Consider the following 23,643-nt stretch of genomic DNA (forward strand, 5'->3'; position numbering starts at 1 on the left):
CGTTTAAGTTCTTAAAAGATTTAGTAATAGTTCTTGAATGTGATACCTTAATAGAAATCTATTATATGAATATAAGAAATAGACTTTTTCATAAAATTCATGTCCAATTACATACGACGATTCCATCATAAATGAAAATGATATTCAGTGTCAATTTTATTGACTATTTGAAAACTTGTTTCTTCATCTGAATCTCTCTCCACTTTACTTCTTATAAGCAATAAACTCTTGTATTCAAACAAAAACACCTCCATTGCATTTGCACACTTAGTATGCGAATGCAAGAGGTGTTTTTTCCATGTACCATCAGATGCTTTATTTATTCGTTTAAGTTCTTAATACGTACCTATTTTCTAGTACACAATAACTGGATCATACGTGTTCAAACTATCATATACAGTTTTTGCAACATTAGGAAGGAGGTTTACACAACCGCCTGATCCTCCTGTTAAATAAGCATTACTTCCCCAGTCTTTTCGCCAGCCAGCATCGTGGAATCCTTGACCGCTATTTGTGAATGGAACCCAGTAATCTACTTTCACTGCATAATCAGCTTTCCCTACTGCGCTACCTCTTAGCGTATATGGTGTTCGTTTGTATAGAACGTACCACACACCTGGTGATGTATCTTCACCTGTGCTATGTTTACCCGTTACTACATTTGTTGTGAGGACTAATTTCCCATCTTTGTAAATCCAAATTTGTTGATCTGCAATTGAAACTTCTGCATATGTGTCTCCGATACCATTATTCGATGTTGTTTTATAACCGATCCCTTCTTTCTCCCAACCATTCCCGTGAATGTTAGAAGCAGAAAGTGATTTTTCGCCTTTTTCAAAGGCTTGCCCAACTTGTTTTGTCTCTTTTTCCACATCTAGTGCCCAGCCGTATCCTTGTCCTTTTACTGATATAACCGAACCAGAATGTGTTTTAAAAGCGAAGTCTTTATGTAATGTAGATTTAGCCTTATTAATTTCAGCAACCTTATTCTTAATATCGCTCGCATCGATTGTCACTTTCATATCCTTTGACATAGAGGCATTTTGAATTAAATCTTTTGCTTTTAATGAATACACTTCATTTTGCACTTTATAATCAACAGACTGCGTAAGAAGATTTTGTAATGCTTTCTCTTCTTTTTTAATAATCGGATCGTTTTCTTTAATAGGCTGTATGTATGCAGACTTTAAATGAATTTCGCTTTTATGCTTCTGTTTGTCGTAATCTTTTAGTAAACTCGTTACGTCATACTGTTTTCCATCAACGCTCTTCGAAATAACAATTTTTCCTTGTTCAAGCTTCGCCATAGCATCTTGAGGTGCTTTTAATTTTTCATTCATGGAAACAAGCTTTTCTTCTACAAGTTTTTTCATCGTTTCACTACGATACTGCTCTGCCTTTTTTGGTAGCAATGAATAATCTTTTTCCTTTGAAGAAGGGAAAAATGTCCACTGGCTTTTTAATAGTTTCTTAACTTGCGGCAAATCTTTTTCCGTCAGTTCCGTTTTTGTCTCTTTTTCATCTAAAATTTGTTGTTGATCAATATAAACTTTGTTTGCTAGTCCAGATGTTTTTAATTTCTGTATTGCCTCATCAGCGCTCATACCACCGACTTTTGTATCATTAATCGTAACATTAGAATTGAAGTGAGTTGCCTGATAATAACTCATTCCCCCAAGGAGAAGTGCAAGTACACCGCCACCTGCTGCGATAAGCTTCCAATTTGTAAAACGTTTTTTTGATCTTACCCGTTTTTTCTCAACTTCTTCAACAGATTCATTTACTGTATTGTTGTTCATCAATCTTTCCCCCGTATACATTAACGTCAATTGATTTTAAACCAAAACCATTGAATAGTGTACCTTATTTTTCCTGAAATTTCATTGTTTTTAACTAGGTTTTATCTCATTTAATCTATTAAAGTTAGATTTTTTAATAGAAAGATATATAAAGATAGTAAATAACGCGAAAAAGGACCACATCAATCGAGTTATTATGGGACCCACCGCATTTTGAAGGATGATACTCTATAAACATTTTAACCTAGTAAAGTAATTTTTAGAAGGTCCAAGTTAGAGACAGGCAGCATAGAATATCTCTTATTTATGAAAAATATCCACAAAAAATGACCTACATGTAGACTCTTTTTTGTGAATATTTTAATGCCGCATATTTTATTAATTTTAATGCGAACCATGCTTCCTGCTTGTCACCAGGTTTCACAACCTCTAATCTGCCTAACTAATTTCACCTTATGATATCTTTATCATCAACAATTTCAAGTTTCTTGAAAACTATTATATATGTTTATACCACGCTTTATTGATACGTTTAATCTTTACAGGTGTTGAATTTTTAGACTCATCCTTTGTTGTAACCCTATTATTAGAACATCCTGCAATAGTGAGACAGCATGTAGCCAATAAAACTAATACTATTAATTTCTTCAAATAGCCACTCCTATATAAGGGAAATATTATATTAAGAAAACTAAACATAACATCGAATCTTTATAAAAACAATATATTTCCTAGTTTTATTATCCGTTGGCAGATTAAAGCACACCTTAAGGAGCATGAATCCAATGTCTAATTTCCATTTTATCCGATTCTCAATGTTTATTCCAACATAAAAAGATAGCTATTATTGTTGAAAACTAATTATCTCTCAAAATGAAAAATATGAACTGAATCCCTATAATCCAATATAGTTTACTCAGCTAACTTTTCCCCTGTAACAATCCGAAACAAAATAGCTGCATTTTTTTCTTCTAATTGAGCGTACCGATTACCACCCGAGATGATTTCCACTGTATCCTTATTAGGGCTTATCCAAATTTGATACAACACAGCTTTCGCCTCTATTTTCGGATTTTTAAATTGAAAAATAAAATGATAATCAGCTGGACGAGACATTTCCACTTTTTTATTTTCAAAAATAGTATCCTTTAATATTTTCTTTACTTGCATCACTTCATTATTATCTGTCACTACCTTAAAATCTTCATATTCATTATCACCAATATCTTTTTGCACTTCAATTCTTTGCTCTTCATTTCCTAGTATATTTGAACAGCCAGTTACTATTAATATACAGATAATAATAAAAACTAAAGACACATTTCTATCCTTCATATTCATCTACCTCATTTCATAACAATCCAGATTATTGTAAAATAAAGGTAATTAATTTATGGTTAAAAATATAAATAATATAAGGAAAGGAGTATGATCCATGCAGTTAAAACATACACTTGGAAAAGCTATACGTTTCTCATTGTAAGTATATTCGTTACGATTAATCTCTTTCTTTTCACACCTATTTTAGACAGGGTTGGAGTAGAATATGTTGTGCCTTTCGCTTACTTCATATTAGCTTCCGCTGTTATAGCAATCCTATTAGCGGTAATATCTTTTTATAGTCGAAATGAAAGGAAAATTTTAGCGATTATCGGTTTATGTTTTACTCTATTTAATACAGCAATTATTTTATTCTTCCTTTGGTTCGGTTACCATTTCACTTAAGTGAAATATAAATAAACTCCATAAGCTACAAATAAAATTAATAAAATAAAAATACCGAGTATCGTGTATATCATCCATTTTAAGTTTGAACTCATATACTCCCCCTTCTGGCCTCCTAATAATTCCAGTATATAACAAAAAGCATTGGATACCCAATGCTTTTTCATACTTACGCGAATAAAGATGTATTCGCATATAAAGCTGGTGAACCACCTGAATGTACGAATAAAATGTTGTCCTCTTTATTAAATGTACCTTTTCTAATTAAGTCGATTAATCCCGCTACTGCTTTACCTGTGTATACTGGATCAAGTAAAATACCTTCAGTTTTTGCTAACAGCTGCACTGCTTCCACCATTTCTGGCGTTGGTAACGCGTAACCTGGCCCTACATATTCATCAAAGCATGTAACAGCTTCGCGCGGGATAAAGTTTGGAATACCAACGTGAGCTGACGTTTCATCTACAAGTTTTGCTACTTTCTCTTCTTGCTCTGCTTTTCCTCTACTTACGTTAATTCCGATTACTGGGATGTTACTTTGTGTTCCAGCAAAACCTGTAATTAAACCAGCGTGCATGCCGCCGCTACCGCTTACGCAAATGACTGAACTGAAATCAATTCCTTGATCGAATGATTGCGCCATAATTTCTTGCGCACAAGCAACGTATCCCATTGCGCCAGTAGGATTTGATCCACCAACTGGAATGACATATGGTGTATTCCCTTTTTCACTTACTTCTTTCGCAACCTTATGCATCTCTTCCATAAGATCTGCTCCGTTTCGTACAACAATGACATTTTCAGCACCTAGTAAATGATATAAGAAATAGTTTCCGTTAAAATCTGGCTTCTCTTCTGGCTCAAGCCCTTCTTCTAATACAAGAATACATTTCATTTTCTCTTTCACCGCAGCTGCCAGTGTCAGGCGGCAATGATTGGACTGAATACCACCAGCTGTAATTAACGTATCTGCACCCTTTGCCTGTGCATCCGCAACTAGAAACTCTAACTTTCTCGTCTTATTACCACCAGCTGTTAAACCAAGTAAATCATCTCGTTTAAAATAAATAGTCGGTCCACCAAGCGCCTCAGAAAAATTGTTTAATTTTTCAATTGGTGTATATGACTCTGTATATTTTTTTCTCGGGAATTTAGCTAAATTCATGAATAACGCTCCTTTGTACTTCTTTCACAATGTATGTAACGATACTATTATTACATGTAAAAATGATGAAGTCATCTTTCTGGGGTAAAAATGTGTTGGAATTCGGTTTTGGCGAATGGAATTGTATTAAAGGTTTTATCTTCAATACGGTACATGAAATTATAATAATGATTTTAACCATATTACGGTACATGAAATTTATATCGACGATTTTTAAAATATATCGTTCATAACTTGAAATATATCAACGATTTTTTCAATATATCGACGATTCGACATGAGATATCGACTTACCGACAAAAATCGACAATACAAAAAGGCCCACTCTTTAAAAAGCAGGCCCTCTTCCAATCACTTATTTGCCGAAAAACGGAGTAACTGTGTTAATCCTGGTTCTAAATTCATTTCGCCTTTATGGCGTACGTATACGATTTTGTCCCCGTCAAATTTGGGCAGGTTTCCTGGATTATACGTCAGCCACTCGTTCGTTCCTTCTACATTATACTCCATATACTCCGTTGCACCGACAACTACGTTTTTACTATCATCAGCGGTTACATTGGGTGCCATTTGTGCAATTTTCGAATCACTAATTAATAATTTCTTTATTTCCTTATCACGTTTGTAATCATAAGCTGTCACCATTACATCGCTACCATATGCTTTCACTTGCAACCCTTGTTTAAATGAATAACCATCAGGAGCAGTCTTCTCTCCTCCATTTGGTCCAGCTGACATCCAGCCCGTTTCAATCCCGCCCGTATTTACAACAGTAAATCCTTTTTTATCTCCGCCTGCAATTTTCTTTTTACCAGCCCAGTCCGGTAAGTTTAAATCCCAGTGCGTGTGACTCGTAAAGAAAACAACTTGTGGATAGTCTTTTAATATATCATACAACTTATCGACATTTAAATAATCTTGTAAGTACGGTGATTGTCTTGATCCAGACACCGTATCAGGTAAAACGTGATGAGAAAAAATGAAAATCGGCTTGTTTTTATCTTTTTGGCTGTACTCTTCTAAATTTTGTTTTAACCAACCTAATTGTTCATCACTCATATATACTTCATCCCACATTTTTGAATCGTGGTATTTCATATATTTTTCCGTTCCTAAAAATAGAAGCGGATAACCGTCTAATTCTTTTTTATGATATACCTTTTCTTGTCCGCTAAATTTCAGATAGCGGTTAAATAAAGTTTCCTCAGTTACACCATTTGGCCATGTACTTTGAGATAACTTCCCATCAGCTGTCCATTTACCAGCATAAAACTCATGATTCCCAACAGTTGACCATACATTCTCGGGATGCTTATTTTTGTTTAATACACGCTTCACATCATCATATTGGGACTGTTGTCCAGTTGGCGTTATATCCCCATTCATAATAAGCGCTCTAGAAAGTGGCGTTACTTTATTCATATCTTTTAATACGTGATCAAAATCTCCTAAATCACCTTGAATGTCACTAATAACATTAAAAGTTGTAGCTGATTTTCGAACTTGCTCTTTCCCTTCCGCATGTGCTGAAAATGTCGGTAATAATGCCGCCATAACTGCTAACGAAGCAACTGTCTTTTTCATACAAATTCTCCCCCTAATAATAGAATGTACAAACTGACATGTTTTGCTTTCTCTTAGGTGCTTGTCCAATTCACATTATAGAGAGAGATTGTAAAGATAGATGGAGTTAAAAGTTAAGTGTTTTTTAAGAGATTTTGTCGTTTTTTGCAAACCACAATTAGCGATTCACGCCAATCTAGCTTTCTAGCCTTTAACATTACATACATGTAAATTTTGATGTTAAATCTTTTCGTTTCATACGTTGTTTTTTATTACTTCTAATTTTCGGGAAAAATCCACTAATTAATAATGTTATAATCCATACCATTATTAGAATAAAATTTATTGTATTACCGGAATTCAAGCTGAAAACTCTCCACAAATAGGCAGCACAAAATACGAGGATAGCAGTAATAATAAGTAAAAATGTCCTAACTACTAATTCGATGTAAGATTTCTTCTCTTGCTTAAAAATGAAGGTTCTTCTACCTTTGTACAATCTAAAAACAAACAGCAGCAAGTACATACCAAGCGCGGCTTCAATAACAATTGATGTAATAGAGTTGTTTTTTCTCTGCTCTGCTAGAGAAAAGTAACTTTCAGGTAATTTTCCCGTTTCATATTCAATCCATGCGTGGTAAATATCCTGTCGTAAGTCTATACCACCTTCACCATTTGTAAGAATTACCAATCCATCCTTTGTATTAGGAATGAAAACATAAAAAGAATGCCAACCTCGATTGTCACCAGAATGATAAAGTAATTTCCATTGATTAAATAGTTTTTTTTCAAATATACCTAAACCATTCTCCCCTAATATTGGCTTTTGCATTTCCTCAACACGTTCACTTTTGATGACACCATTCCCTTTATTATTTGTATCCATGCTTGCAAGTATCAATGTCATCATATCGATAACATTTGTCTTAAGACCTGCAGCAGCCTGTTCGGTAAATTGGTAACTAGGTAGCTCCTCTCCAAAATATCCATAAGCTTTTGAAAGGTTATGGTTTTCAGGACGTTGTAAAAATGAACTAGATTTCATTCCTAAAGGTTTCATAATTTGTTCTTCCATATAACGATCAAACGCTATTCCGGTAACCTCTTCAATTACAAGTTGTAAAATTGTATATCCGCCACCAGAGTAAATTGTTTCTGAACCTGGTTTATTAGTAACCTCCACTGGTTCGTTAAGCCATCCTTTTCCAGACAGAGACTCCTGGATAGAATCAAGATGTTTCCCTGGTGCAACCCCAAGGTATCCTTTATGTGCAGATAGCCCTGCAGTATGACTTAACAATCTTCTTATGGTTACTTCATTATTATTAAACTCTGAATTAGGTAATTTCCATTTGGTCAGATATTTTCCAACGGGATCATCTAGTAATAAACGTCCTTCATCTACAAGGTGCAAGATTCCCCACGCTGTAAGACTTTTAGATATGGAACCAGCCTGAAACAAAGTATCATCACTCACCGCTTTTTTTGTCTTTTTATCTACATAACCGTAGTTAAGTGTATAAGCAATACGCCCCTCATGTACAATTCCTATTGCAACCCCTGATACATTATAATTCCCCTGCCATTTTGGTACCTGTTCATCTAGCTTTTTTTTGAAATCCTCTATACTCCTATCAGTCAACGTACCCAATTCTGCCCTCACCACATTTGTAAACCATGCTTCATTCGTAATCAATATACAAATGATTAAACATAAAATGCTTTTGCATATTATCGATAATTTTTGTCTATTCTTCATTTGTCCTACCCCTTTTTCCAGAATATTCTACCCATCGATCAGAGTATCCCATTCCAATATCCCGTTCTATCGATTTTTATTACTTAACCTTACAAAATTGTAATAAAAATCAAAGATCTACATGCTTAGGGGTTTTACTGTTCTTTATTCGAGGGCAAGAAATTTAATACAAAAAAGACACAGAGATTCCTCTCCATGCCTAATAATCCTCTACCTCTTTACCGCATGCACATAATGCACCGTCTCAAAAGCTTCTAAATAATCATTTCGTCCTTCAAAATATAATGTATTTATGTCTTCTGGCGATAAATGCTCATAAATGAGTAAGCCCGCCTTCTCTAACAGTGCTTCCATTTCGGTATAAGAAAAACATGATTTCATCGGTTCTCCGCCTACCGCCGCCATTTTCACCATATTTTCCACTCGATTGGACAGTCCCTTTTCTGTAAATAAGTTTTCATCTGGATAATCGAAAACGATAGAGCTCCCTTCTGGAACCATTTCAAATAGACATTCTATTAAACTGGAAAGTTCCTCTTTCGTTAAATAATATGAAACACCTAAAAGACTAAAGAAAGTCTTTTTATTTTCAAATCCTTCATTCCTTAACTGTTCATAGGAAAATCCTTTCGTAAAATCCATTGAAACAAAATGAAGGTGATTTGGAACTTCAAGTTCCGCTTCTTTTATTCTTTCCTTCTTAAACCTTTGCGTAGAAGGATGATCCACTTCAAATACTTCTATTTTATTTTCTAATTCTCGGTGTCTAAAACTAAATGTATCCAATCCCGCACCGAGTATAACGTATTGTTTCGCTCCCAGCGTAATCTCGTGTAGTAATACTCTTTCACAATATGCCGCACGCGCTAAAGGTGTTGGTGATAATTGAACTTGTGTAATCCATTTTAATATTTCTTGTGGATTATCTTGAAACTGCTTTGCAATGTCTGTATTGAAAAAATGTATTCCTTGAACCATGTTCATTTCAATGTCGTTACGTTCTTTTTGAGAAATGAACTCTTTAGCTACATAATCATCAAAGATTTTCGGATTATCAAATTCACTATGATATGCCCTTCCGAAAGCTGATACTAACGACGTTACACTTGCTTCACCTTTTTTCACACACATACACTCCTTCATTTTCACAACAAAAATAGGGTTCCCCTGGCCAGGAGAACCCTATTATACACTTTATTTTTATATTGGTAAATTATAGCATAAATAAGTTTTTTTGTCAAGTTTCCAACCTACTATCACTTCAGCACTTTGTATATTCTCTGGCAGGAAAATATTCAATCTACATCGAATATTCCAGACTATAACAATACACATGGAGGCCAATATGAAACGACTCGTCATTATTACAGTAGGAAAAACACACAGCGGTAAAACTACATTTGCAAAAGCTTTAGAAAAAGAGTTACCCTACTCTTTCGTTATGGATCAAGATAACCAAGCTGAATTTATTAACACGCATTACGAAAAATTACAGCCGGCTGAAGGCCCTAATACATTTAAGCACGGTCTTTCGAAATTCATTGTTGATTATGCGAAAGGACATACAAATTTACACCTTATTATTAGTAACTCCAATCGCAGTAAAAACGGAAGGTTATATTTACTAAACGAATTATTTCCACAAAATGAATATGTACGCATACTCGTTCATTTTGACATTCCAGATGATGTACTTTACGAAAGAGTGGCTCGAAGCACGCGAAATACGAATATTTTTAGAGGTGGATATGCTAGTTTCAAAGAAGTACTTGATCGACAACAAACTGAATCACTTCACAATGATGTGATAGATCCTGTAAAAAGCGAGGCTGATTATTTGTTTGTTATTCGCAATAGTAAAGATGTAAGCTTTACTATTGAAGAAATCGTTCATCTAGCTAAAGTTTTGTCCCCTACTCCAAAATAAGAGACTATAAGAATTACATAATGATAGATTATTATGCAAATCCTTCCTCTAAGCGCCTAACATAGTATATAATGATAAGATAATCTACTTCTATATGCTCATTTTTACACAAAACAGTTCATGCATATGAAAGAAAAGAGGTACAAAAATATGAAAACAAAACAAACAATCGCTGCGTCTACACTAGCTTTAGCGATGATGGCTGGCGCAAACTCTGCTCATGCGGAAGTAAATGATGCTACTCCTCAGCAAAGTACGGGAGATCGATTAGCTGAAATTAAGCAACATAAACAAGAGTTAGATGCGAAATTGCAGCAACACAAAGAAAACGTGGATCAAACATTGAATGAACTTAACAAAGTTAAGGAAAATGTTGATACGAAGGTGAATGAACTACACGAGCGTAAACAAGTTGCCGATGAAAAAATTAACGAAATTAAGCAACGTAAAGAAGAGTTCGATGCAAAACTTCAGCAAGACAAACAAATCGCCGAAGATAAAATCGCTGAAATAAAAGAGCATAAAAAACAAGTAGAAGATAAAGTTGCTGAAGTGAAAGAACATAAGCAAAATATCGATAATAAGGTTAATGAGATTAAAGAACATAAACAAACTGTCGATGAAAAAGTGAATGAAATTAAGCAGCATAAAGAGAACATCGATCAAAAGGTTAATGAACTTAAGGAAGTTAAAAAACAAGTCGATGAAAAGTTAGCTGAGTTAAAGAAAGCGAAACAAACGGCTGAGGACAAACTTGCTGAGCTAAAAGAAAACAAACCGAATACTGGTAACACGTTAGAGGAACTTAAGAAAATTAAAGGTAATTTAGATAGCCTTTCCGCTAACTTAGAACTAGCTAAACAAGATGTGAAAAACAAACTAGCCGCATTACAAGAAGCTAGACAAGATTTAATCAATAAAATTAACGAGATTAAGCAATCGAAACAAACTGTTTCAGACGATTTATCAAAGAAAAAACAAGACTTAGATATTAAAATCAACGACTTTAAACATACTGAGAAAAAAATTGATGACAAATTAGCTGAGTTACACACAACTAAGCAAAATGTAGATAACAAGATCAACGAAGTATCTCAATCGAAACAAACAGAAACAAAGACTGGTACTACAAATGCAAACAATAATGCTAGAGAACTTCCTAATGCTGGTAGTGAGCAATCAAATAATATGGCTTTAGGTATGTTATCTGTATTAGGCGGCGTTTTATTAATTGCGCGCAATAAAATTAAAACGTTATTCTCAAAATAAAGCCATTATACTTATTAGAAATAATTATACAAAGGCCAACCGCATGTACGGTTGGCCCTTTTTCTTTATATTAATTGTCCATCTCTAAGCGTCAATATACGATCACATACATCAAGCATTCTTTCATCATGTGTAATCATAATTGCTGCTTTTTGGCTCTCCTTCACTTCACGTTTCATCATTTCAACAACTTCACGTGCGCGTTTTGAGTCTAAGCTTGCCGTTGGCTCATCCGCTAATATTAAATCTGGGTTATTCATGAACGCACGAGCAATTGCTACCCTTTGTTTTTCCCCACCAGATAGTTGATTTGGATAATGATTTTTTCTTTCTCCTAATCCAAATGCTGCTAATAAATGATCCGCACGCTTTTCTGATTCTTGTTTACTTTCTTTTTTCAGCTTAGCAATGTAAAGTAACTGTTCCTTCACATTTAAATATGGAACAAGATTTGCAAACTGGAAAATGAAGCCGATTTTTTTCAAACGAATGTCTGTCATTTCCTTTTCTGATAACTTCGTAATATTTTGCTCACGAATGTAAATATCCCCTTTTGACGGTGATAATAGTGCACCTGCGATTGATAATAACGTACTTTTCCCTGATCCAGAAGGACCGACGATTCCGATAAATTCTCCAGCTTTTACATCAAGCGATATCGGATGAAGGGCTGTTACTTCCGTATTCCCTTCCCCATACACTTTACTTACTTTGTCTAGTTTTAATAATGAAGTCATTACATCCCGCCTCCAATTGCTTCTAGCGCATCAACTTTTAATACTTGGTATAACGAAATAAGTGTTCCTAAAATACTAATGACGATAAAGATTGCTGCATATTGTGCAATCATCGGTGTTGTTAATAAGAACGGCATACCTGCTGGTAAAATTTGTTCTAATCCTTGTACAAGAACGATACTGATTACCATCGCAACGACTGATAAGAATAACGCCTGCACGACTAAGCTATTTGCTAAATACGAGTTCTTTGTACCGATTGCTTTTAATACACCTAATTGCTGTGTTTTTTGCAGTGTAATGACGTAGAAGAATACACCGATTAATAAAGCAGCGATTACAAGTAAGAATGCAATGATCATCGTTAATGTTCCTTGCTCTTCTTTAAATCCTGGAATACTTTGCAGTACTTCTTTTTTGTCGATAACATGTGCATTTTTAATTTCTTTATCTGTATTCAGTGCAATTGCACTATAATCTTTTTGGTTTGGTTGTGAAATAGACCCCCATACGTCTTCATTTACATAAACGACTGGTGTATGGCTAAACATTTGATCTTTCGTAAATCCGACGATTTTAAATTCTTTCTTTGAAACAGGATCGATAATTGTATCCCCAATATCGATTCCTTTTTCTTTAATTGATTCGTCAGCAACCATTTCGTTATTTGCTGCACTTAATTTCTCACCTTTTACAATGTTCGGTTCTAAAAATGTATCGCGTTCACTTGAGAAAATAGCGATATCAACCTTTTTCGAACTATCTTTCTTTTCATACGTTGAAACTTTCACACGAAACGGAACGGCCTCTTTCTCGCCTACTTGATTGACTACGTTATCTACATCATCTTTCTTAATTTGTGAACGAAGTAATTTATTTTCCGCATCATCTGCTAAAACGAACTTATTTGCCTCCATATTTTGAATCGATGAAGCATTATCATATGATAATCCATTTGCTAATCCTGAAATAACCAGGACTAAAAATGATAATAACACCATAATCAATCCGATTAATCCGTATCTTAATTTTGATTGTTTTAATTCACGCAGAGCTAAAAACATTTCGCTCGCTCCTTCCTCTTTCTTTCTATGCACCTATCATAAAAAAGAAATATGAACGGAATATGAACAGAAGATTACAGAGGAAAGATTAAATTTTCAGAAAGTATTGAAAATAAATAGAATCCTTGATACAATTCAGTCAAATAATATTGACCGAGTAATTTTATTCAAGGAGTTGATCATTTTGAAGCCCATGTTCACACTAACTACTTATAGCCAACTAAAAGCAATGAGCGATCCACTACGTGTCGAAATGATGATGCGTCTATGTGAACGTCCTTATACAGGACAACTACTATCTGAAAAATTCGGCATTTCAAGGGCGAAAATTCATTATCATTTAAAAGAATTAGAGAAAAATGGCTTTATAGAAATCGTATATACAGAAGAAAAAAATGGCATCGTTCAAAAATTTTATCAATCTGTCGCTAGAGGCTTTACCCCTGCTGCCGAACTATTACCTCATTTAGAAATAGTAAGTGAATCAGGTCGCCAAATCTTTTTACAAATGACGGAAAGAACGAAAAGTCATATTCTTGCTGCACCCGAAGAAGCTTTTACATTAAGAAAAGAAAGTGAAGACCCGGCTGAGTGGAATTACGTTTCATCTTGCTGGGAGTTTGATGCTACGCCAGAACAATTTCAAGTGTGGGTAAAAAAGTTTTATGAATTAATGTCTGAATTAAACGAAATCACAAAAGGTGCAGATAAAGATCCAAATAGTAAATCTTATTACATTTCTACTACTGCACTTCAAATCGCAGAGAGAACAATGCAGCAATTTATTAAAGAAGAAAAATCGTAATACGATTTTTTTTACATAAAGTGAAACTTTAATCAGTGGGGTTTTGTTCATCCCCCACTGATTATTAGTTGAACCAATCGGGCTTTTACGGGCAGCCCGACCCCCACCTAATTTCTTTGCTTTCGCTGAATTTTGAGATGGAGGTCTTACTGCCCGTTAATGCGGGATAAACGGTCAAATTTATTTTACCGAATAAACTTATTATAAAGGAGTAGATAAAGTGGACATATTAAAAAACCGGAATTTCCTCTTATTATTTTTAGGAAGAATTTTCACCAACATAGGAGATAGCTTATATTACGTAGCAGCAATGTGGCTCGTATATAAGCTAAGTGGTAATCCTTTTTATTCTGGATTGGCTGGTTTCCTTACGTTACTACCTTCTGCATTACAATTTCTTACCGGCCCATTCGTTGATAGATGGCCAATTAAAAACACCCTCGTCATCACACAAGTTTTGCAATGCATTCTTATATTAATCATTCCTATTACACACTACTTCGACCTATTAACAGTCCAACTACTACTCATCATCATGCCCATCGTAGCCTTTATCGAACAATTCGCCTATCCTGCACAGTCAAAAGCTTTACCACTTCTACTGCATAAAACACAATTATTAAAAGGAAACTCACTCTTTTCATTTGCGTATCAAGGCATTGATTTAATTTGTACGACGCTTTCTGGAATATTAGTAGCACTATTTGGCGCGATCACTTTATATGTAATTGACTCTTTCACATTCGCGATTACTGCCCTTTTGTTCTTTTCATTGAAAATGCCACAGCAAACTGCAGCAAACACATCACTTTCAACTAAACAATATTTCTCTGATTTAAAAGAAGGCTTTTCAATCGTCTTTCGTTCCTTAATGAGCGTCTTCTTAATCGGTTCAGTTGTTGCTAATTTTTCAATTGGTATGACGATGGCAATACTCCCTTCTTTCGCTGATTCTTTAGGAGGCGTGAAATCATATGGCTTCTTCTTAGCTGCTATATCAGCAGGTAGTCTGATTGGTGCTTTATTCAGTTCATGGGTTGGCAAACGTAACGTTGGCCGCGCATCTATTATTAGCTTTGCGACTGGTGCTATCTTTTGGTTCCTCTCTACGATTGTACCGTTTCAATGGTTATCTATTTTCTTATTCGGCCTAGCTTGGGTACCGATTGGTGCAACCAACATATTATTTGCGACAATTAGTCAAATTTTAATTCCAAATCAATATATTGGCCGCATCAACTCAGTGATGCGAAGTATGAGCACAATTGCTATGCCGTTCGGTTCTTTAATTGGCGGATATGCTGCAAATGTATTTAGTAGCCAACTCATTTTTGCATTCGCTAGCATCGGGATTTTATTTATTTCTCTCGTATGGCTACTCCATCCGAAATTACGAGCATTGCCGAAAGCTGATGAAATTACAGCGGATACTTTTGGTGTTCGGTTTAAGGAAGAGCGCGGGAAAGGTGCGGCTTTATAGCAGGAATGAGAGTACGTGAAATTTATATCGGCGATTTTTCAAATATATCAGCGCAACTCGAATTATATCGGCGATTTTCACAATATATCGGCGCAACTCAAATTATATCAGCGATTTTTCGATTATATCGACTTAACGACAAAAAGAAGAGGCCGTTCCCAAACAGCCTCTTCCCTCTATTTTGGAAGCTCCACCCGAACAGTCGTCCCTTCCCCTTTCGTGCTATAAACTGAAACAGTTCCGTTATGCAGTTCAACAATCTTCTGCACAATCGACAATCCTAAACCGCTACCTTCTACATTTCTTGCCCTTGCTGTATCCACCTTATAAAAACGATCAAAAATACGATCCATTTCTTCTTTTTCCATGCCGATTCCGTTATCGGATATCGAGATTATAACGCTAGACTCTAACTCTTCGACAAAAAACTCAATGGTCCCACCGTCGTTTGAAAATTTAATGCTATTCGTAAAGATATTACTCCATACTTGATGAAGTAAGTTTTCATCACCTTTTATAGTGATATCTGGCACATCAAATTCAACGGCGATATCTTTCTCACGCCATTTCCATTCGAGCATAAAAATGACGTCTTTAATTTGCTTCTGCAAATTGAATTCTTTTATTTGCAACACTTTCTCTTCTTTATCTAATGACGCTAGCGTAAGTAACTGTTTACATAAACTAGACATTCGCTTACTTTCGCCCTCAATAATTTGTAAGTAATGGTTTCTTTCTTCCACGCTCATCTTTTCTGTTTGTAATGTCTTCGAAAATCCTTGTATGGAAGAAAGCGGTGACTGGAATTCATGTGAAACGTTCGAAACGAATTCTTGTCTCATTTCATCGAGTTCTTTAATACTTTTCGTCATCTTTTGGAAGCTTGTAGATAACGTTCCTATTTCATCTTTTCGTTTTACATCTAATTCAATTTCATATTCCCCACTCGCAATTTTTTGCGTAGCATTCGTAAATTTACGAATGGGACGAACGATGTAACCTGCTGCAATCGCTATAAAGATAATACTTAATAGTACGATAAACCCAAGTAATACCGCTAAGAAAATTCGCATCTCGCCAAATTGGTTTTGAATGTCAGGACGAATAAATAATGCGTACTGTTTATCACCGTGCTTTACCGGTACACCGACACTATTTATTAATTCATTATCGAAAAAACCAGTAATAAATAGACGAGTCGGATATGTAGAAACACCATTAAACGTTTCCCCTTGCAATACTTTATGAACGGTATCATCACTAATAGACGTCTTACGAAACGCATTGCCGATACGCTTTCCATTCTTTTGATCATCGACAATATAAATTTCATACCCTAGCTTCGCAATAGATTGTAAGTACGCCTCTTGATTTTCTTCGCTTTGCTTTTCATATAACGATTTAACTTCTTCCGCATACTTTAAAATCTTTTCACTATTATACGGTTTTAACTTCACTTGATAATATACGTTCGTTAATAAAAAGCCGATAATACTACTGAGTAGCATAATACCGACCGTCATAAAAACAAATCTAGAGTATAATGATTTCATTTTATTTCAGCTCCAACTTATACCCGAGTCCGCGTACTGTCGTAATTTGAAAATCATCCGTTCGTTTTGAGAAACGATCTCGGAGCCTTTTCACATGAACATCAACTGTTCGTTCATCCCCTTCAAAATCCATTCCCCATACTAGCTCAATTAATTCTTCTCTTGAAAATGTTCTCCCAGGATAACTAGCTAATTGTGATAATAATTCAAATTCCTTTAATGGAAGCAAAATCGTCTGCCCGTTACACTTTACTTCAACACCTTTACGATCAATTGTCGTCCCGTGAAGTGTAATTATGTCCGCACTTAGCATTTGATAACGGCGTAATAAAGCTTTCATACGGAAAATGACTTCAGCTGGTTCAAATGGTTTTACGATATAATCGTCTGTACCAGAAATAAATCCTTTTTCTTTATCGACTAACTGATCCTTTGCTGTTAATAAAATAACAGGAATATCATGATACTTCCGAATTTCTTCACATAACGTATAGCCATCAACGAACGGCATCATAATGTCTACGATCGCAAGATGAATATTTTTCTTCTCTAATACTTCTTGCGCTACCTTTCCATCTTCTGCTTCAAAAACTGTAAACCCCTCTTTTTGTAAATGATAATGTAACAACTCTCTAATATGCTTATCATCATCAGCTAATAAAATATGTATCATCTTCATTAAACCCTCTCTTATTCATCCTTCTACATCAATACATTAAGAAACAATTGGATTTTTTGCAAGAAAAAGAAAAGGATTCCTTAGAAGATACTCTTGTTATCATTGTGGTCAGCTGCTTTATTACTCTTATAACTTGGTGATGTACTCTGGTGTACGAATAAGTGATCTAATACTTTTTTAGTAAGTGGCATAAAGAAATTCAGTAATAGCCCACCTAAACAAACGGTTAATATAGTTCCAATACCAATTGGTCCATGTAAAATCGTTGCCATTATTAAGAATATAAGGTAAATACATGTTCGCGATATAAAGATATTCGTTCTCGTTAATTCTTGTATGATTAAAGTTAATCGGTCAATTGGAATGGGAGCAAAATTTGTTTGTAAATATATCGCAGTTCCTAATCCTGTAATAACTAAGCCAATTCCAAAATAAATCATTTTACTGTACCATATTTCTGGTGTAATTAAATTGCGTAATAAAAATAGCCACACATCAATACCAATACCCGTGATGAATGCTGTTAACAACCCTATTATCTCTGGTCTATGTCTTTTTAAAATTGAGTTACAACATATTAATAATAAAGCTATTATTATTTCCCAGCTTCCCACAGTAAGTCCCACATTTAAAGAAAGTCCTACTAAAAGTGCATCAAAAGGTGACGTTCCAAGATCTGATTGTATTGTAAAAGAAATACCAAGGGTTAATATTAAAATTCCTAATACATAAAAAATATACTTCATTTTAATCAACCTCTTCATCGTTATTTTTGTTGCATTTACAATAAAAATATTTTATATTAAATGTAACTTCTAATTGTTGCATTTGCAACAAAAATAAAAGATAAGGAGTTCATTATGAAAGAAATTCTTCGTGAAATTGGCATGATTGCAAGGGCGTTAGATTCTATCAGTAATATAGAATTTAAAGAATATGAGCTTACAAAAGGTCAGTATTTGTATCTTGTGCGAATATGTGAAAACCCAGGAATCATTCAAGAAAAGCTATCTGAGATGATAAAAGTAGATCGTACAACTGCAGCCCGGGCTATCAAAAAGCTTGAAATCAATGGATTTATCGAAAAGAAAGAAGATGAATCTAACAAAAAAATTAAAAAACTTTTTCCGACAGAAAAAGGAAAAAATGTTTATCCTTTCATTAAGAGAGAAAATGATTATTCCAATACTGTTGCATTAGAGGGATTTTCGGAAACAGAAGCGGAAACTATTTCTAAGCTTCTTCAAAGAGTAAGAAAAAATATAGAAAAAGATTGGGAATTTGTAAAAAAGGGAAATAAGAGAGATTATTGATTATATAAAGGAGCGAACTATTAATATGACTACACATATAGAAAAGTGCACCCTTAAAGATATACACAAACTTCAAGAAATTAGTTATGAAACATTTAATGAAACTTTTAAACATCAAAACTCACCCGAAAATATGCATCATTATTTGGAAAAGGCATTTAACTTAAAGCAATTAGAAAAAGAATTATCCAATAACTCTTCTCAATTCTTTTTTGTCTACTTCAACGATAAAATTGCTGGGTATCTGAAGATCAATACTGATGATGCTCAGTCTGAAGAAATGGGCGATGAATCACTTGAAGTCGAGAGAATTTATATAAAGAGCTCCTTTCAAAAACATGGTCTTGGTAAATATCTACTAAATAATGCTATTGAAATTGCAATAGAACATAATAAAAAGAATATTTGGCTAGGCGTATGGGAGAAAAATGAAAATGCTATTGCTTTTTATAAAAAATTAGGGTTTGTACAAGCTGGCTCTCACTCCTTTTATATGGGAGATGATGAACAAGTTGACCTTATCATGATTAAAACACTCATATAAATTTTTTGAGAGGTGGGCTATTATGTATATTCCAAAGTATTTTAAAGTCACAAATGTTGATGAAATTTGGGATTTTGTTCAAAAAAACTCTTTTGGAACAATCGTCACAACAAAAAAAGAGAAACCAATCGCAACTCATTTGCCCTTTGGATTAACTAAAAAAGGTGATGACTATTTTATTACCGGACATATGGCTTATGGGAACCCCCAGTGGAGAACATTTGAAACCTGTGAGAATGTTCTTGTAATGTTTCAGGGACCGCACTCTTATATCTCTTCTTCTTGGTATGAAAATGAAGAAGTTCCAACATGGAATTATCAAGCCGTCCATATATATGGTAAAGCAAGTATTTTACATAAAGAGGAATTAATAGATGAATTAACAACAATGCTGAAAAAATATGAAGAGCATCGTGAAAATCCAGTATTATGGGATAAACTTTCCCCCACTCTCTTAGAAAATGAACTGAAGGGCATAGTTGGGTTTAAAATTAAAGTAGGAGACATTCAGGCTGCATATAAATTAAGTCAAAATCGAAATGAGACGGATTATATTAATATTATTGAAAAATTGTACGATGAAGAAAATCCAGATGCAAAACAAATGGCGGAACTCATGGGGAGTAGATTAAACAATCACATATAATCCATTGTAATTCAACTCTCACATTTCAAAATTAAAAAACAGACTGGAGCGCTTTATCGGCCGTTTCCATTAGAACGCAAAAGGTTGAACTAAAAGTGAATGGCGTTTAATTAAAAAAGAATCTATTTTGAAAAAAGATTATTCAAAATAGATTCTCACGTTTTAGTATTAAGATTATTTTAAGCAAAAATAATTTCTAAGCTTTCGAAATATCAACAAATCCTTCTCCGAATACGTCACGAACATCATGTATAGCAATGAACGCAGCTGGATCTGTAGTTTGAACAATCCTCTTTAGCTTCACTACTTCTTGCTTATTAATAACAACGTAAAGAATGTCCTTCGGCGTTTTCGTGTAATAGCCATGACCTGAATACACGGTAACTCCTCTGCCCATTAAGGTTGTTACCTTCCCTGCAATTTCATCTGGTTTATCCGAAATAATCGTAATGGCCTTTTTCGGATTTAAACCTTCAATTACAAATTCCATTACTTTCGTTCCTACATATAACATAATAATTGTCAGCATCAGTTTTTCTGCACCAATGATGAAATAAGATGAAAACGCAACGATTAAATCGAAGAACAGTAGACCATAGCTAATGCTCCATCCTAAATATTTATGCGTCATCCGTGCTAAGATGGTAGTACCTGCTGTCGTTCCACCAACGCGAATGATGAGACCAATCCCGCACCCGATAAATATTCCACCGAAAATGGCATTTACGAGCATTTCATCAGAAGCAATCGTCCATCCTTCTGTTAGATGAAGAAATAGCGAGTTCGTAACTACAGCGATAATCGTATAAATCGTTGTGATTTTATTCAAAAATTTATAGCCGACTATTAACAAAATCGCATTTAAAATTAAATTCACTAAACCTGGTGACCACTCAAATAAGTAGTACGTAATAATCGTAATACCTGTTACCCCGCCCTCACCAAACTCGTTCGGGATAACAAACAAATTGACACCTAACGCAAAAAGAAATGCACCGATAATAATAAAAATAATGTCTGTCGTTCTTTTTTTCATACAGTACCTCACTTCTTATGTAAATATTTATTCTGTCATAAACTCTCACCATTATATCGTGGAATATTCAAATCGAACAGTGCTTTATTTTTATTTTCATATAGGATGATAAATCAACTTTATTCTATATCCACATGTAATTTAAAAAGGGTAACAACTGTATTTATTATGTACTACAAGTAAAGTTTTGATTTCACATGCTATTCATGCTAAAAACCGAATAGGAACACGTACTCGCATGAACTTCGAGTACAAAACAAATAGGCGAAGCTATAGAATAGGCTTCGCATTAAGCATTTCATTACAGAGATTTATATACAATTTTATACTTTCACATGTTATTGATCCTTCATTCTTTTTCTTCCGGGTAATGAAAAAAACTCCATTAAATTTGCATACTTAGTATGCGAATTCAGGAGTTTTTTCATATACTACCATTCGGTTTCATTTCTAATTCATTCAACTCACTTTTTACATCTTACTTGTTACTTGGCTCATTCAAAATTAGCACGAGGTTCCTCTAACCGCTTCTTACCTCTCCAGTTAAATAAGCTTTCCGTCTTCGTCTGCTGCCCTGGTTTCACAAACAACATTGCCCCCATTGCAATAGCGGCCGAAATGGCAGCTACGATAAACATAGAAGGATAGCCATAACTTACAACTAAGTATCCAGTTAAAGTCGGGGCTAAGATTGTCGCGATATTAGCGATGAAATGCATAATTCCACTATATGTTCCTGAGTAAGCAGGAGCAGTATCGACAATAATTGCCCAAAATAATGAACTCGGTAAAAAAGCAAACGCATTTCCAAGCGACATAAGCGCTAATACAGCTACGTAATTATTCATCGCTGGAATGAAGCTAAAACAAATTGCTGTCAGTAATAAAGCAATAATCGGTAACCCGGTTCGAGCTAAACGAAGGTTTCCTGTTTTACGTAAAATACGATCAGATAGCTTCGCCCCTAGCGGCAATGTGATGCAAGCTCCGAGCCAAGGAATCATCCCAAGATACCAAAGGGAAGATAATTGAAAATGGAATACATCTTGCAAGTATTTTGGTGTCCAAGTTAATATTAAAAAATTGATATATTGGAAGCAAAAATATGCTATCGTAACCATAACGAATGTCGGAACTTTAAAAAAGGAGTACCATGGCTCTTTTGGAATTTCTTTCTCTACTTTTACTGATTGAAGCACACCTTCCGTACTTCGTATTTCAGCTAGTTCTTCTTTTGTCACTCGCGGATGATCCTCAGGCATATTCGTAAAAGTAAAGTACCAAATAATCGCCCATACAATCCCTATTGTACCGAGGATAAAAAACATGACTTTCCAACTAGTGAAAGATAGCAATAGAACAGCTACAGGTGCTGTTAATACTGCCCCTAACGGAACGCCAACAAAACCAAGGGATGTTAGAAAAGCTCTTTCTTTTGGAGCTGCCCAATTTGCTGCTGTCTTATTCGAAACCGCAAAAGATGGCCCTTCTGTTAATCCAAATAAAACGCGGAAAATAGCAAATCCTATTAAAGCAGACCCTCCAAAAACAGCAATCCCTATTTCTCCAGCAAAAGCGGTCGCAATTTCAAAAATAGACCAAGCCGTTGCTGCTACGATCCATACAAATTTCGGCCCTTTTTTATCTGAAAAAATACCTCCTAATAAAGAACCGATCATGTAACCGTAACCAAAATACCCTAATATAGCTCCCCACTCCTTCGGGTCAAAGCCATATTCCTTTATAATGAAAGACTGCGCATAAGCGATGGCTCCTCGATCAATATAATTTACCATCGTAATAAACGTGAGCATTGTAAAGACATAATAACGAAATTTATTCTTCATCAAAATTCCCACTCCCCCCGCATTCTTTTGTTTTTCTTTCTAATCCTTTAATAGAATGACATGGACCTTACCGGGGCCATGAACTCCAAAAGCTAATTCCATCTCAATATCACCTGTCCGGCTAGGCCCAGTGATAAAATTAATACAGGCAGGTAAACCATTCGAAACCTGTTCATGAATTCTAGTTACTCCTTCTGTTAAGCGTCTATAAATTGTATGTTCTGAGAGAATTGCTACATAAACTGCTGGCAAAACGCTAACTAAACGCCCCCGTCCACCACCATTCCATAAAACAACCGTTCCCGTCTCAGCAAGTCCCATTTCAGCATATGTAATTCCCATATCAACCTGAGCTGCATAATCCCGTAGTTCTCTTTCCCCTTCTTTCCTTTGCCACATTCGATGAGAAACGAAATTTCCTATTAAATGCTTTCCTATTTCAAGTTGATGTAATCTATCATCATCCCAATACACCGCAGATTGAACATTAAATTTATGTACAACATACTGAAGTGCACTCCCTATTTCTGAACGGTGTATATGACTTACTTCTGTATGTAACGTATGCAAGTTTGCAATAAACTGCTCTATTAAACTTTCGTGATCTATCTCATTAGAAAAGTGGCTAAGTGGATTGTTTTTCCACCTGGGAGGAGTAACTCCCGAGCGACGTTCTCGATTTAATTTACGTGCGATATTGTTTAAAAAAGACTCTTGTACATCCGTATTCAT

22 protein-coding genes are annotated in these 23,643 nt (G+C 34.9%); 8 read left to right on the forward strand and 14 right to left on the reverse strand.

Annotated elements, in window-relative coordinates:
- Positions 1 to 353: 353 nt before the first annotated feature.
- Both PDQ40_RS08555 and PDQ40_RS08560 read right to left on the reverse strand, forming a co-directional pair.
- Positions 354 to 1,799, reverse strand: coding sequence for a L,D-transpeptidase family protein (locus PDQ40_RS08555; RefSeq protein WP_270691369.1), 1,446 nt, complete (start codon positions 1,797 to 1,799; stop codon positions 354 to 356).
- Positions 1,800 to 2,711: 912 nt separating this feature from the next.
- Positions 2,712 to 3,134, reverse strand: coding sequence for a hypothetical protein (locus PDQ40_RS08560; protein ID WP_000654992.1), 423 nt, complete (start codon positions 3,132 to 3,134; stop codon positions 2,712 to 2,714).
- 93 nt (positions 3,135 to 3,227) lie between these two features.
- Here PDQ40_RS08560 and PDQ40_RS08565 point away from each other — a divergent pair, with 93 nt between their 5' ends.
- The gene (locus tag PDQ40_RS08565; protein WP_270691370.1) at positions 3,228 to 3,524 is read left to right on the forward strand and encodes a hypothetical protein; all 297 of its coding nucleotides are present in this window, start codon (positions 3,228 to 3,230) and stop codon (positions 3,522 to 3,524) included.
- A gap of 169 nt (positions 3,525 to 3,693) precedes the next feature.
- Here PDQ40_RS08565 and PDQ40_RS08570 read toward each other — a convergent pair whose 3' ends face one another.
- From PDQ40_RS08570 to PDQ40_RS08585, 4 genes are all read right to left on the reverse strand, one after another.
- Complete coding sequence (locus tag PDQ40_RS08570) at positions 3,694 to 4,689, reverse strand: D-cysteine desulfhydrase (protein ID WP_001046590.1); 996 nt, start codon at positions 4,687 to 4,689, stop codon at positions 3,694 to 3,696.
- Between the two features lie 351 nt (positions 4,690 to 5,040).
- The gene (locus tag PDQ40_RS08575; protein ID WP_000754273.1) at positions 5,041 to 6,273 is read right to left on the reverse strand and encodes a DUF4073 domain-containing protein; all 1,233 of its coding nucleotides are present in this window, start codon (positions 6,271 to 6,273) and stop codon (positions 5,041 to 5,043) included.
- A 196-nt stretch (positions 6,274 to 6,469) separates the two neighbouring features.
- Positions 6,470 to 8,011, reverse strand: a complete 1,542-nt coding sequence (locus PDQ40_RS08580) for a serine hydrolase domain-containing protein (RefSeq protein ID WP_270691371.1) — start codon at positions 8,009 to 8,011, stop codon at positions 6,470 to 6,472.
- A gap of 210 nt (positions 8,012 to 8,221) precedes the next feature.
- Positions 8,222 to 9,142 carry a class I SAM-dependent methyltransferase gene (locus PDQ40_RS08585; RefSeq protein ID WP_074533222.1) on the reverse strand — a complete coding sequence of 307 codons (921 nt, stop codon included), beginning with the start codon at positions 9,140 to 9,142 and terminating at the stop codon, positions 8,222 to 8,224.
- Between the two features lie 214 nt (positions 9,143 to 9,356).
- On the opposite strand from PDQ40_RS08585, the gene PDQ40_RS08590 reads away from it, so the two are divergent.
- Positions 9,357 to 9,938: an ATP-binding protein gene (locus PDQ40_RS08590; protein ID WP_270691372.1), complete on the forward strand. Its 582-nt coding sequence runs from the start codon at positions 9,357 to 9,359 to the stop codon at positions 9,936 to 9,938.
- Between the two features lie 150 nt (positions 9,939 to 10,088).
- Positions 10,089 to 11,207, forward strand: a complete 1,119-nt coding sequence (locus PDQ40_RS08595; protein ID WP_000851041.1) for an LPXTG cell wall anchor domain-containing protein — start codon at positions 10,089 to 10,091, stop codon at positions 11,205 to 11,207.
- Positions 11,208 to 11,272: 65 nt separating this feature from the next.
- On the opposite strand, the gene PDQ40_RS08600 is transcribed toward PDQ40_RS08595, so the two are convergent.
- Together PDQ40_RS08600 and PDQ40_RS08605 are read right to left on the reverse strand one after the other, a co-directional pair.
- The gene (locus tag PDQ40_RS08600) at positions 11,273 to 11,944 is read right to left on the reverse strand and encodes an ABC transporter ATP-binding protein (protein ID WP_000202587.1); all 672 of its coding nucleotides are present in this window, start codon (positions 11,942 to 11,944) and stop codon (positions 11,273 to 11,275) included.
- Entirely contained in the window at positions 11,944 to 13,008 is a 1,065-nt protein-coding gene (locus PDQ40_RS08605; protein ID WP_270683930.1) for an ABC transporter permease, read from the reverse strand. Before PDQ40_RS08605 ends, PDQ40_RS08600 begins: the two co-directional genes overlap by 1 nt.
- A 184-nt stretch (positions 13,009 to 13,192) precedes the next feature.
- On the opposite strand from PDQ40_RS08605, the gene PDQ40_RS08610 reads away from it, so the two are divergent.
- Together PDQ40_RS08610 and PDQ40_RS08615 are read left to right on the forward strand one after the other, a co-directional pair.
- Positions 13,193 to 13,813: an ArsR/SmtB family transcription factor gene (locus tag PDQ40_RS08610; protein ID WP_270691373.1), complete on the forward strand. Its 621-nt coding sequence runs from the start codon at positions 13,193 to 13,195 to the stop codon at positions 13,811 to 13,813.
- 220 nt (positions 13,814 to 14,033) lie between these two features.
- Positions 14,034 to 15,293, forward strand: a complete 1,260-nt coding sequence (locus PDQ40_RS08615; protein ID WP_000353346.1) for an MFS transporter — start codon at positions 14,034 to 14,036, stop codon at positions 15,291 to 15,293.
- A gap of 176 nt (positions 15,294 to 15,469) precedes the next feature.
- On the opposite strand, the gene PDQ40_RS08620 is transcribed toward PDQ40_RS08615, so the two are convergent.
- The 3 genes from PDQ40_RS08620 to PDQ40_RS08630 all read right to left on the reverse strand — a co-directional run bounded on the left by PDQ40_RS08620 (position 15,470) and on the right by PDQ40_RS08630 (position 18,271).
- Entirely contained in the window at positions 15,470 to 16,846 is a 1,377-nt protein-coding gene (locus PDQ40_RS08620; protein ID WP_000839500.1) for a sensor histidine kinase, read from the reverse strand.
- Between the two features lies 1 nt (position 16,847).
- Positions 16,848 to 17,525, reverse strand: coding sequence for a response regulator transcription factor (locus tag PDQ40_RS08625; RefSeq protein ID WP_270691374.1), 678 nt, complete (start codon positions 17,523 to 17,525; stop codon positions 16,848 to 16,850).
- Positions 17,526 to 17,605: 80 nt separating this feature from the next.
- A complete protein-coding gene (locus PDQ40_RS08630; protein ID WP_000873870.1) occupies positions 17,606 to 18,271 on the reverse strand; it encodes a YczE/YyaS/YitT family protein in 666 nt (221 codons plus the stop codon).
- Positions 18,272 to 18,385: 114 nt separating this feature from the next.
- On the opposite strand from PDQ40_RS08630, the gene PDQ40_RS08635 reads away from it, so the two are divergent.
- Genes PDQ40_RS08635 through paiB form a run of 3 tightly spaced genes read left to right on the forward strand, consistent with a single transcriptional unit; the run spans position 18,386 to position 20,028 of the window.
- Positions 18,386 to 18,838 carry a MarR family winged helix-turn-helix transcriptional regulator gene (locus PDQ40_RS08635; protein WP_000658981.1) on the forward strand — a complete coding sequence of 151 codons (453 nt, stop codon included), beginning with the start codon at positions 18,386 to 18,388 and terminating at the stop codon, positions 18,836 to 18,838.
- 25 nt (positions 18,839 to 18,863) lie between these two features.
- Positions 18,864 to 19,382 (forward strand): GNAT family N-acetyltransferase, encoded by a 519-nt coding sequence (locus PDQ40_RS08640; RefSeq protein WP_000207066.1) that lies wholly within the window; start codon positions 18,864 to 18,866, stop codon positions 19,380 to 19,382.
- A gap of 22 nt (positions 19,383 to 19,404) precedes the next feature.
- A complete protein-coding gene (paiB, locus tag PDQ40_RS08645; RefSeq protein ID WP_000275821.1) occupies positions 19,405 to 20,028 on the forward strand; it encodes a protease synthase/sporulation negative transcriptional regulator PaiB in 624 nt (207 codons plus the stop codon).
- Between the two features lie 196 nt (positions 20,029 to 20,224).
- Here the strand turns inward: paiB and PDQ40_RS08650 are convergent, their stop codons facing one another.
- The 3 genes from PDQ40_RS08650 to PDQ40_RS08660 form a co-directional block, all read right to left on the reverse strand.
- On the reverse strand, positions 20,225 to 21,064 hold the full coding sequence (locus PDQ40_RS08650; RefSeq protein ID WP_000747496.1) for a YitT family protein: 840 nt from the start codon (positions 21,062 to 21,064) through the stop codon (positions 20,225 to 20,227).
- 494 nt (positions 21,065 to 21,558) lie between these two features.
- Complete coding sequence (locus PDQ40_RS08655) at positions 21,559 to 22,911, reverse strand: MFS transporter (RefSeq protein ID WP_000790822.1); 1,353 nt, start codon at positions 22,909 to 22,911, stop codon at positions 21,559 to 21,561.
- Positions 22,912 to 22,950: 39 nt separating this feature from the next.
- Positions 22,951 to 23,643: a LutC/YkgG family protein gene (locus PDQ40_RS08660; protein WP_001090795.1), complete on the reverse strand. Its 693-nt coding sequence runs from the start codon at positions 23,641 to 23,643 to the stop codon at positions 22,951 to 22,953.

Source organism: Bacillus cereus group sp. Bc061 (assembly GCF_027715825.1).
In the GTDB taxonomy this organism is placed as follows: Bacteria; Bacillota; Bacilli; order Bacillales; family Bacillaceae_G; genus Bacillus_A; species Bacillus_A paranthracis.

Coding starts and splice junctions, on each gene's coding strand:
- PDQ40_RS08555 (WP_270691369.1), bottom strand. CDS start 1,799: ATGAACAACAATACAGTAAATGAATCTGTTGAAGAAGTTGAGAAAAAA.
- PDQ40_RS08560 (WP_000654992.1), bottom strand. CDS start 3,134: ATGAAGGATAGAAATGTGTCTTTAGTTTTTATTATTATCTGTATATTA.
- PDQ40_RS08565 (WP_270691370.1), top strand. CDS start 3,228: ATGATCCATGCAGTTAAAACATACACTTGGAAAAGCTATACGTTTCTC.
- PDQ40_RS08570 (WP_001046590.1), bottom strand. CDS start 4,689: ATGAATTTAGCTAAATTCCCGAGAAAAAAATATACAGAGTCATATACA.
- PDQ40_RS08575 (WP_000754273.1), bottom strand. CDS start 6,273: ATGAAAAAGACAGTTGCTTCGTTAGCAGTTATGGCGGCATTATTACCG.
- PDQ40_RS08580 (WP_270691371.1), bottom strand. CDS start 8,011: ATGAAGAATAGACAAAAATTATCGATAATATGCAAAAGCATTTTATGT.
- PDQ40_RS08585 (WP_074533222.1), bottom strand. CDS start 9,142: ATGTGTGTGAAAAAAGGTGAAGCAAGTGTAACGTCGTTAGTATCAGCT.
- PDQ40_RS08590 (WP_270691372.1), top strand. CDS start 9,357: ATGAAACGACTCGTCATTATTACAGTAGGAAAAACACACAGCGGTAAA.
- PDQ40_RS08595 (WP_000851041.1), top strand. CDS start 10,089: ATGAAAACAAAACAAACAATCGCTGCGTCTACACTAGCTTTAGCGATG.
- PDQ40_RS08600 (WP_000202587.1), bottom strand. CDS start 11,944: ATGACTTCATTATTAAAACTAGACAAAGTAAGTAAAGTGTATGGGGAA.
- PDQ40_RS08605 (WP_270683930.1), bottom strand. CDS start 13,008: ATGTTTTTAGCTCTGCGTGAATTAAAACAATCAAAATTAAGATACGGA.
- PDQ40_RS08620 (WP_000839500.1), bottom strand. CDS start 16,846: ATGAAATCATTATACTCTAGATTTGTTTTTATGACGGTCGGTATTATG.
- PDQ40_RS08625 (WP_270691374.1), bottom strand. CDS start 17,525: ATGAAGATGATACATATTTTATTAGCTGATGATGATAAGCATATTAGA.
- PDQ40_RS08630 (WP_000873870.1), bottom strand. CDS start 18,271: ATGAAGTATATTTTTTATGTATTAGGAATTTTAATATTAACCCTTGGT.
- PDQ40_RS08635 (WP_000658981.1), top strand. CDS start 18,386: ATGAAAGAAATTCTTCGTGAAATTGGCATGATTGCAAGGGCGTTAGAT.
- PDQ40_RS08640 (WP_000207066.1), top strand. CDS start 18,864: ATGACTACACATATAGAAAAGTGCACCCTTAAAGATATACACAAACTT.
- paiB (WP_000275821.1), top strand. CDS start 19,405: ATGTATATTCCAAAGTATTTTAAAGTCACAAATGTTGATGAAATTTGG.
- PDQ40_RS08650 (WP_000747496.1), bottom strand. CDS start 21,064: ATGAAAAAAAGAACGACAGACATTATTTTTATTATTATCGGTGCATTT.
- PDQ40_RS08655 (WP_000790822.1), bottom strand. CDS start 22,911: ATGAAGAATAAATTTCGTTATTATGTCTTTACAATGCTCACGTTTATT.
- PDQ40_RS08660 (WP_001090795.1), bottom strand. CDS start 23,643: ATGAATACGGATGTACAAGAGTCTTTTTTAAACAATATCGCACGTAAA.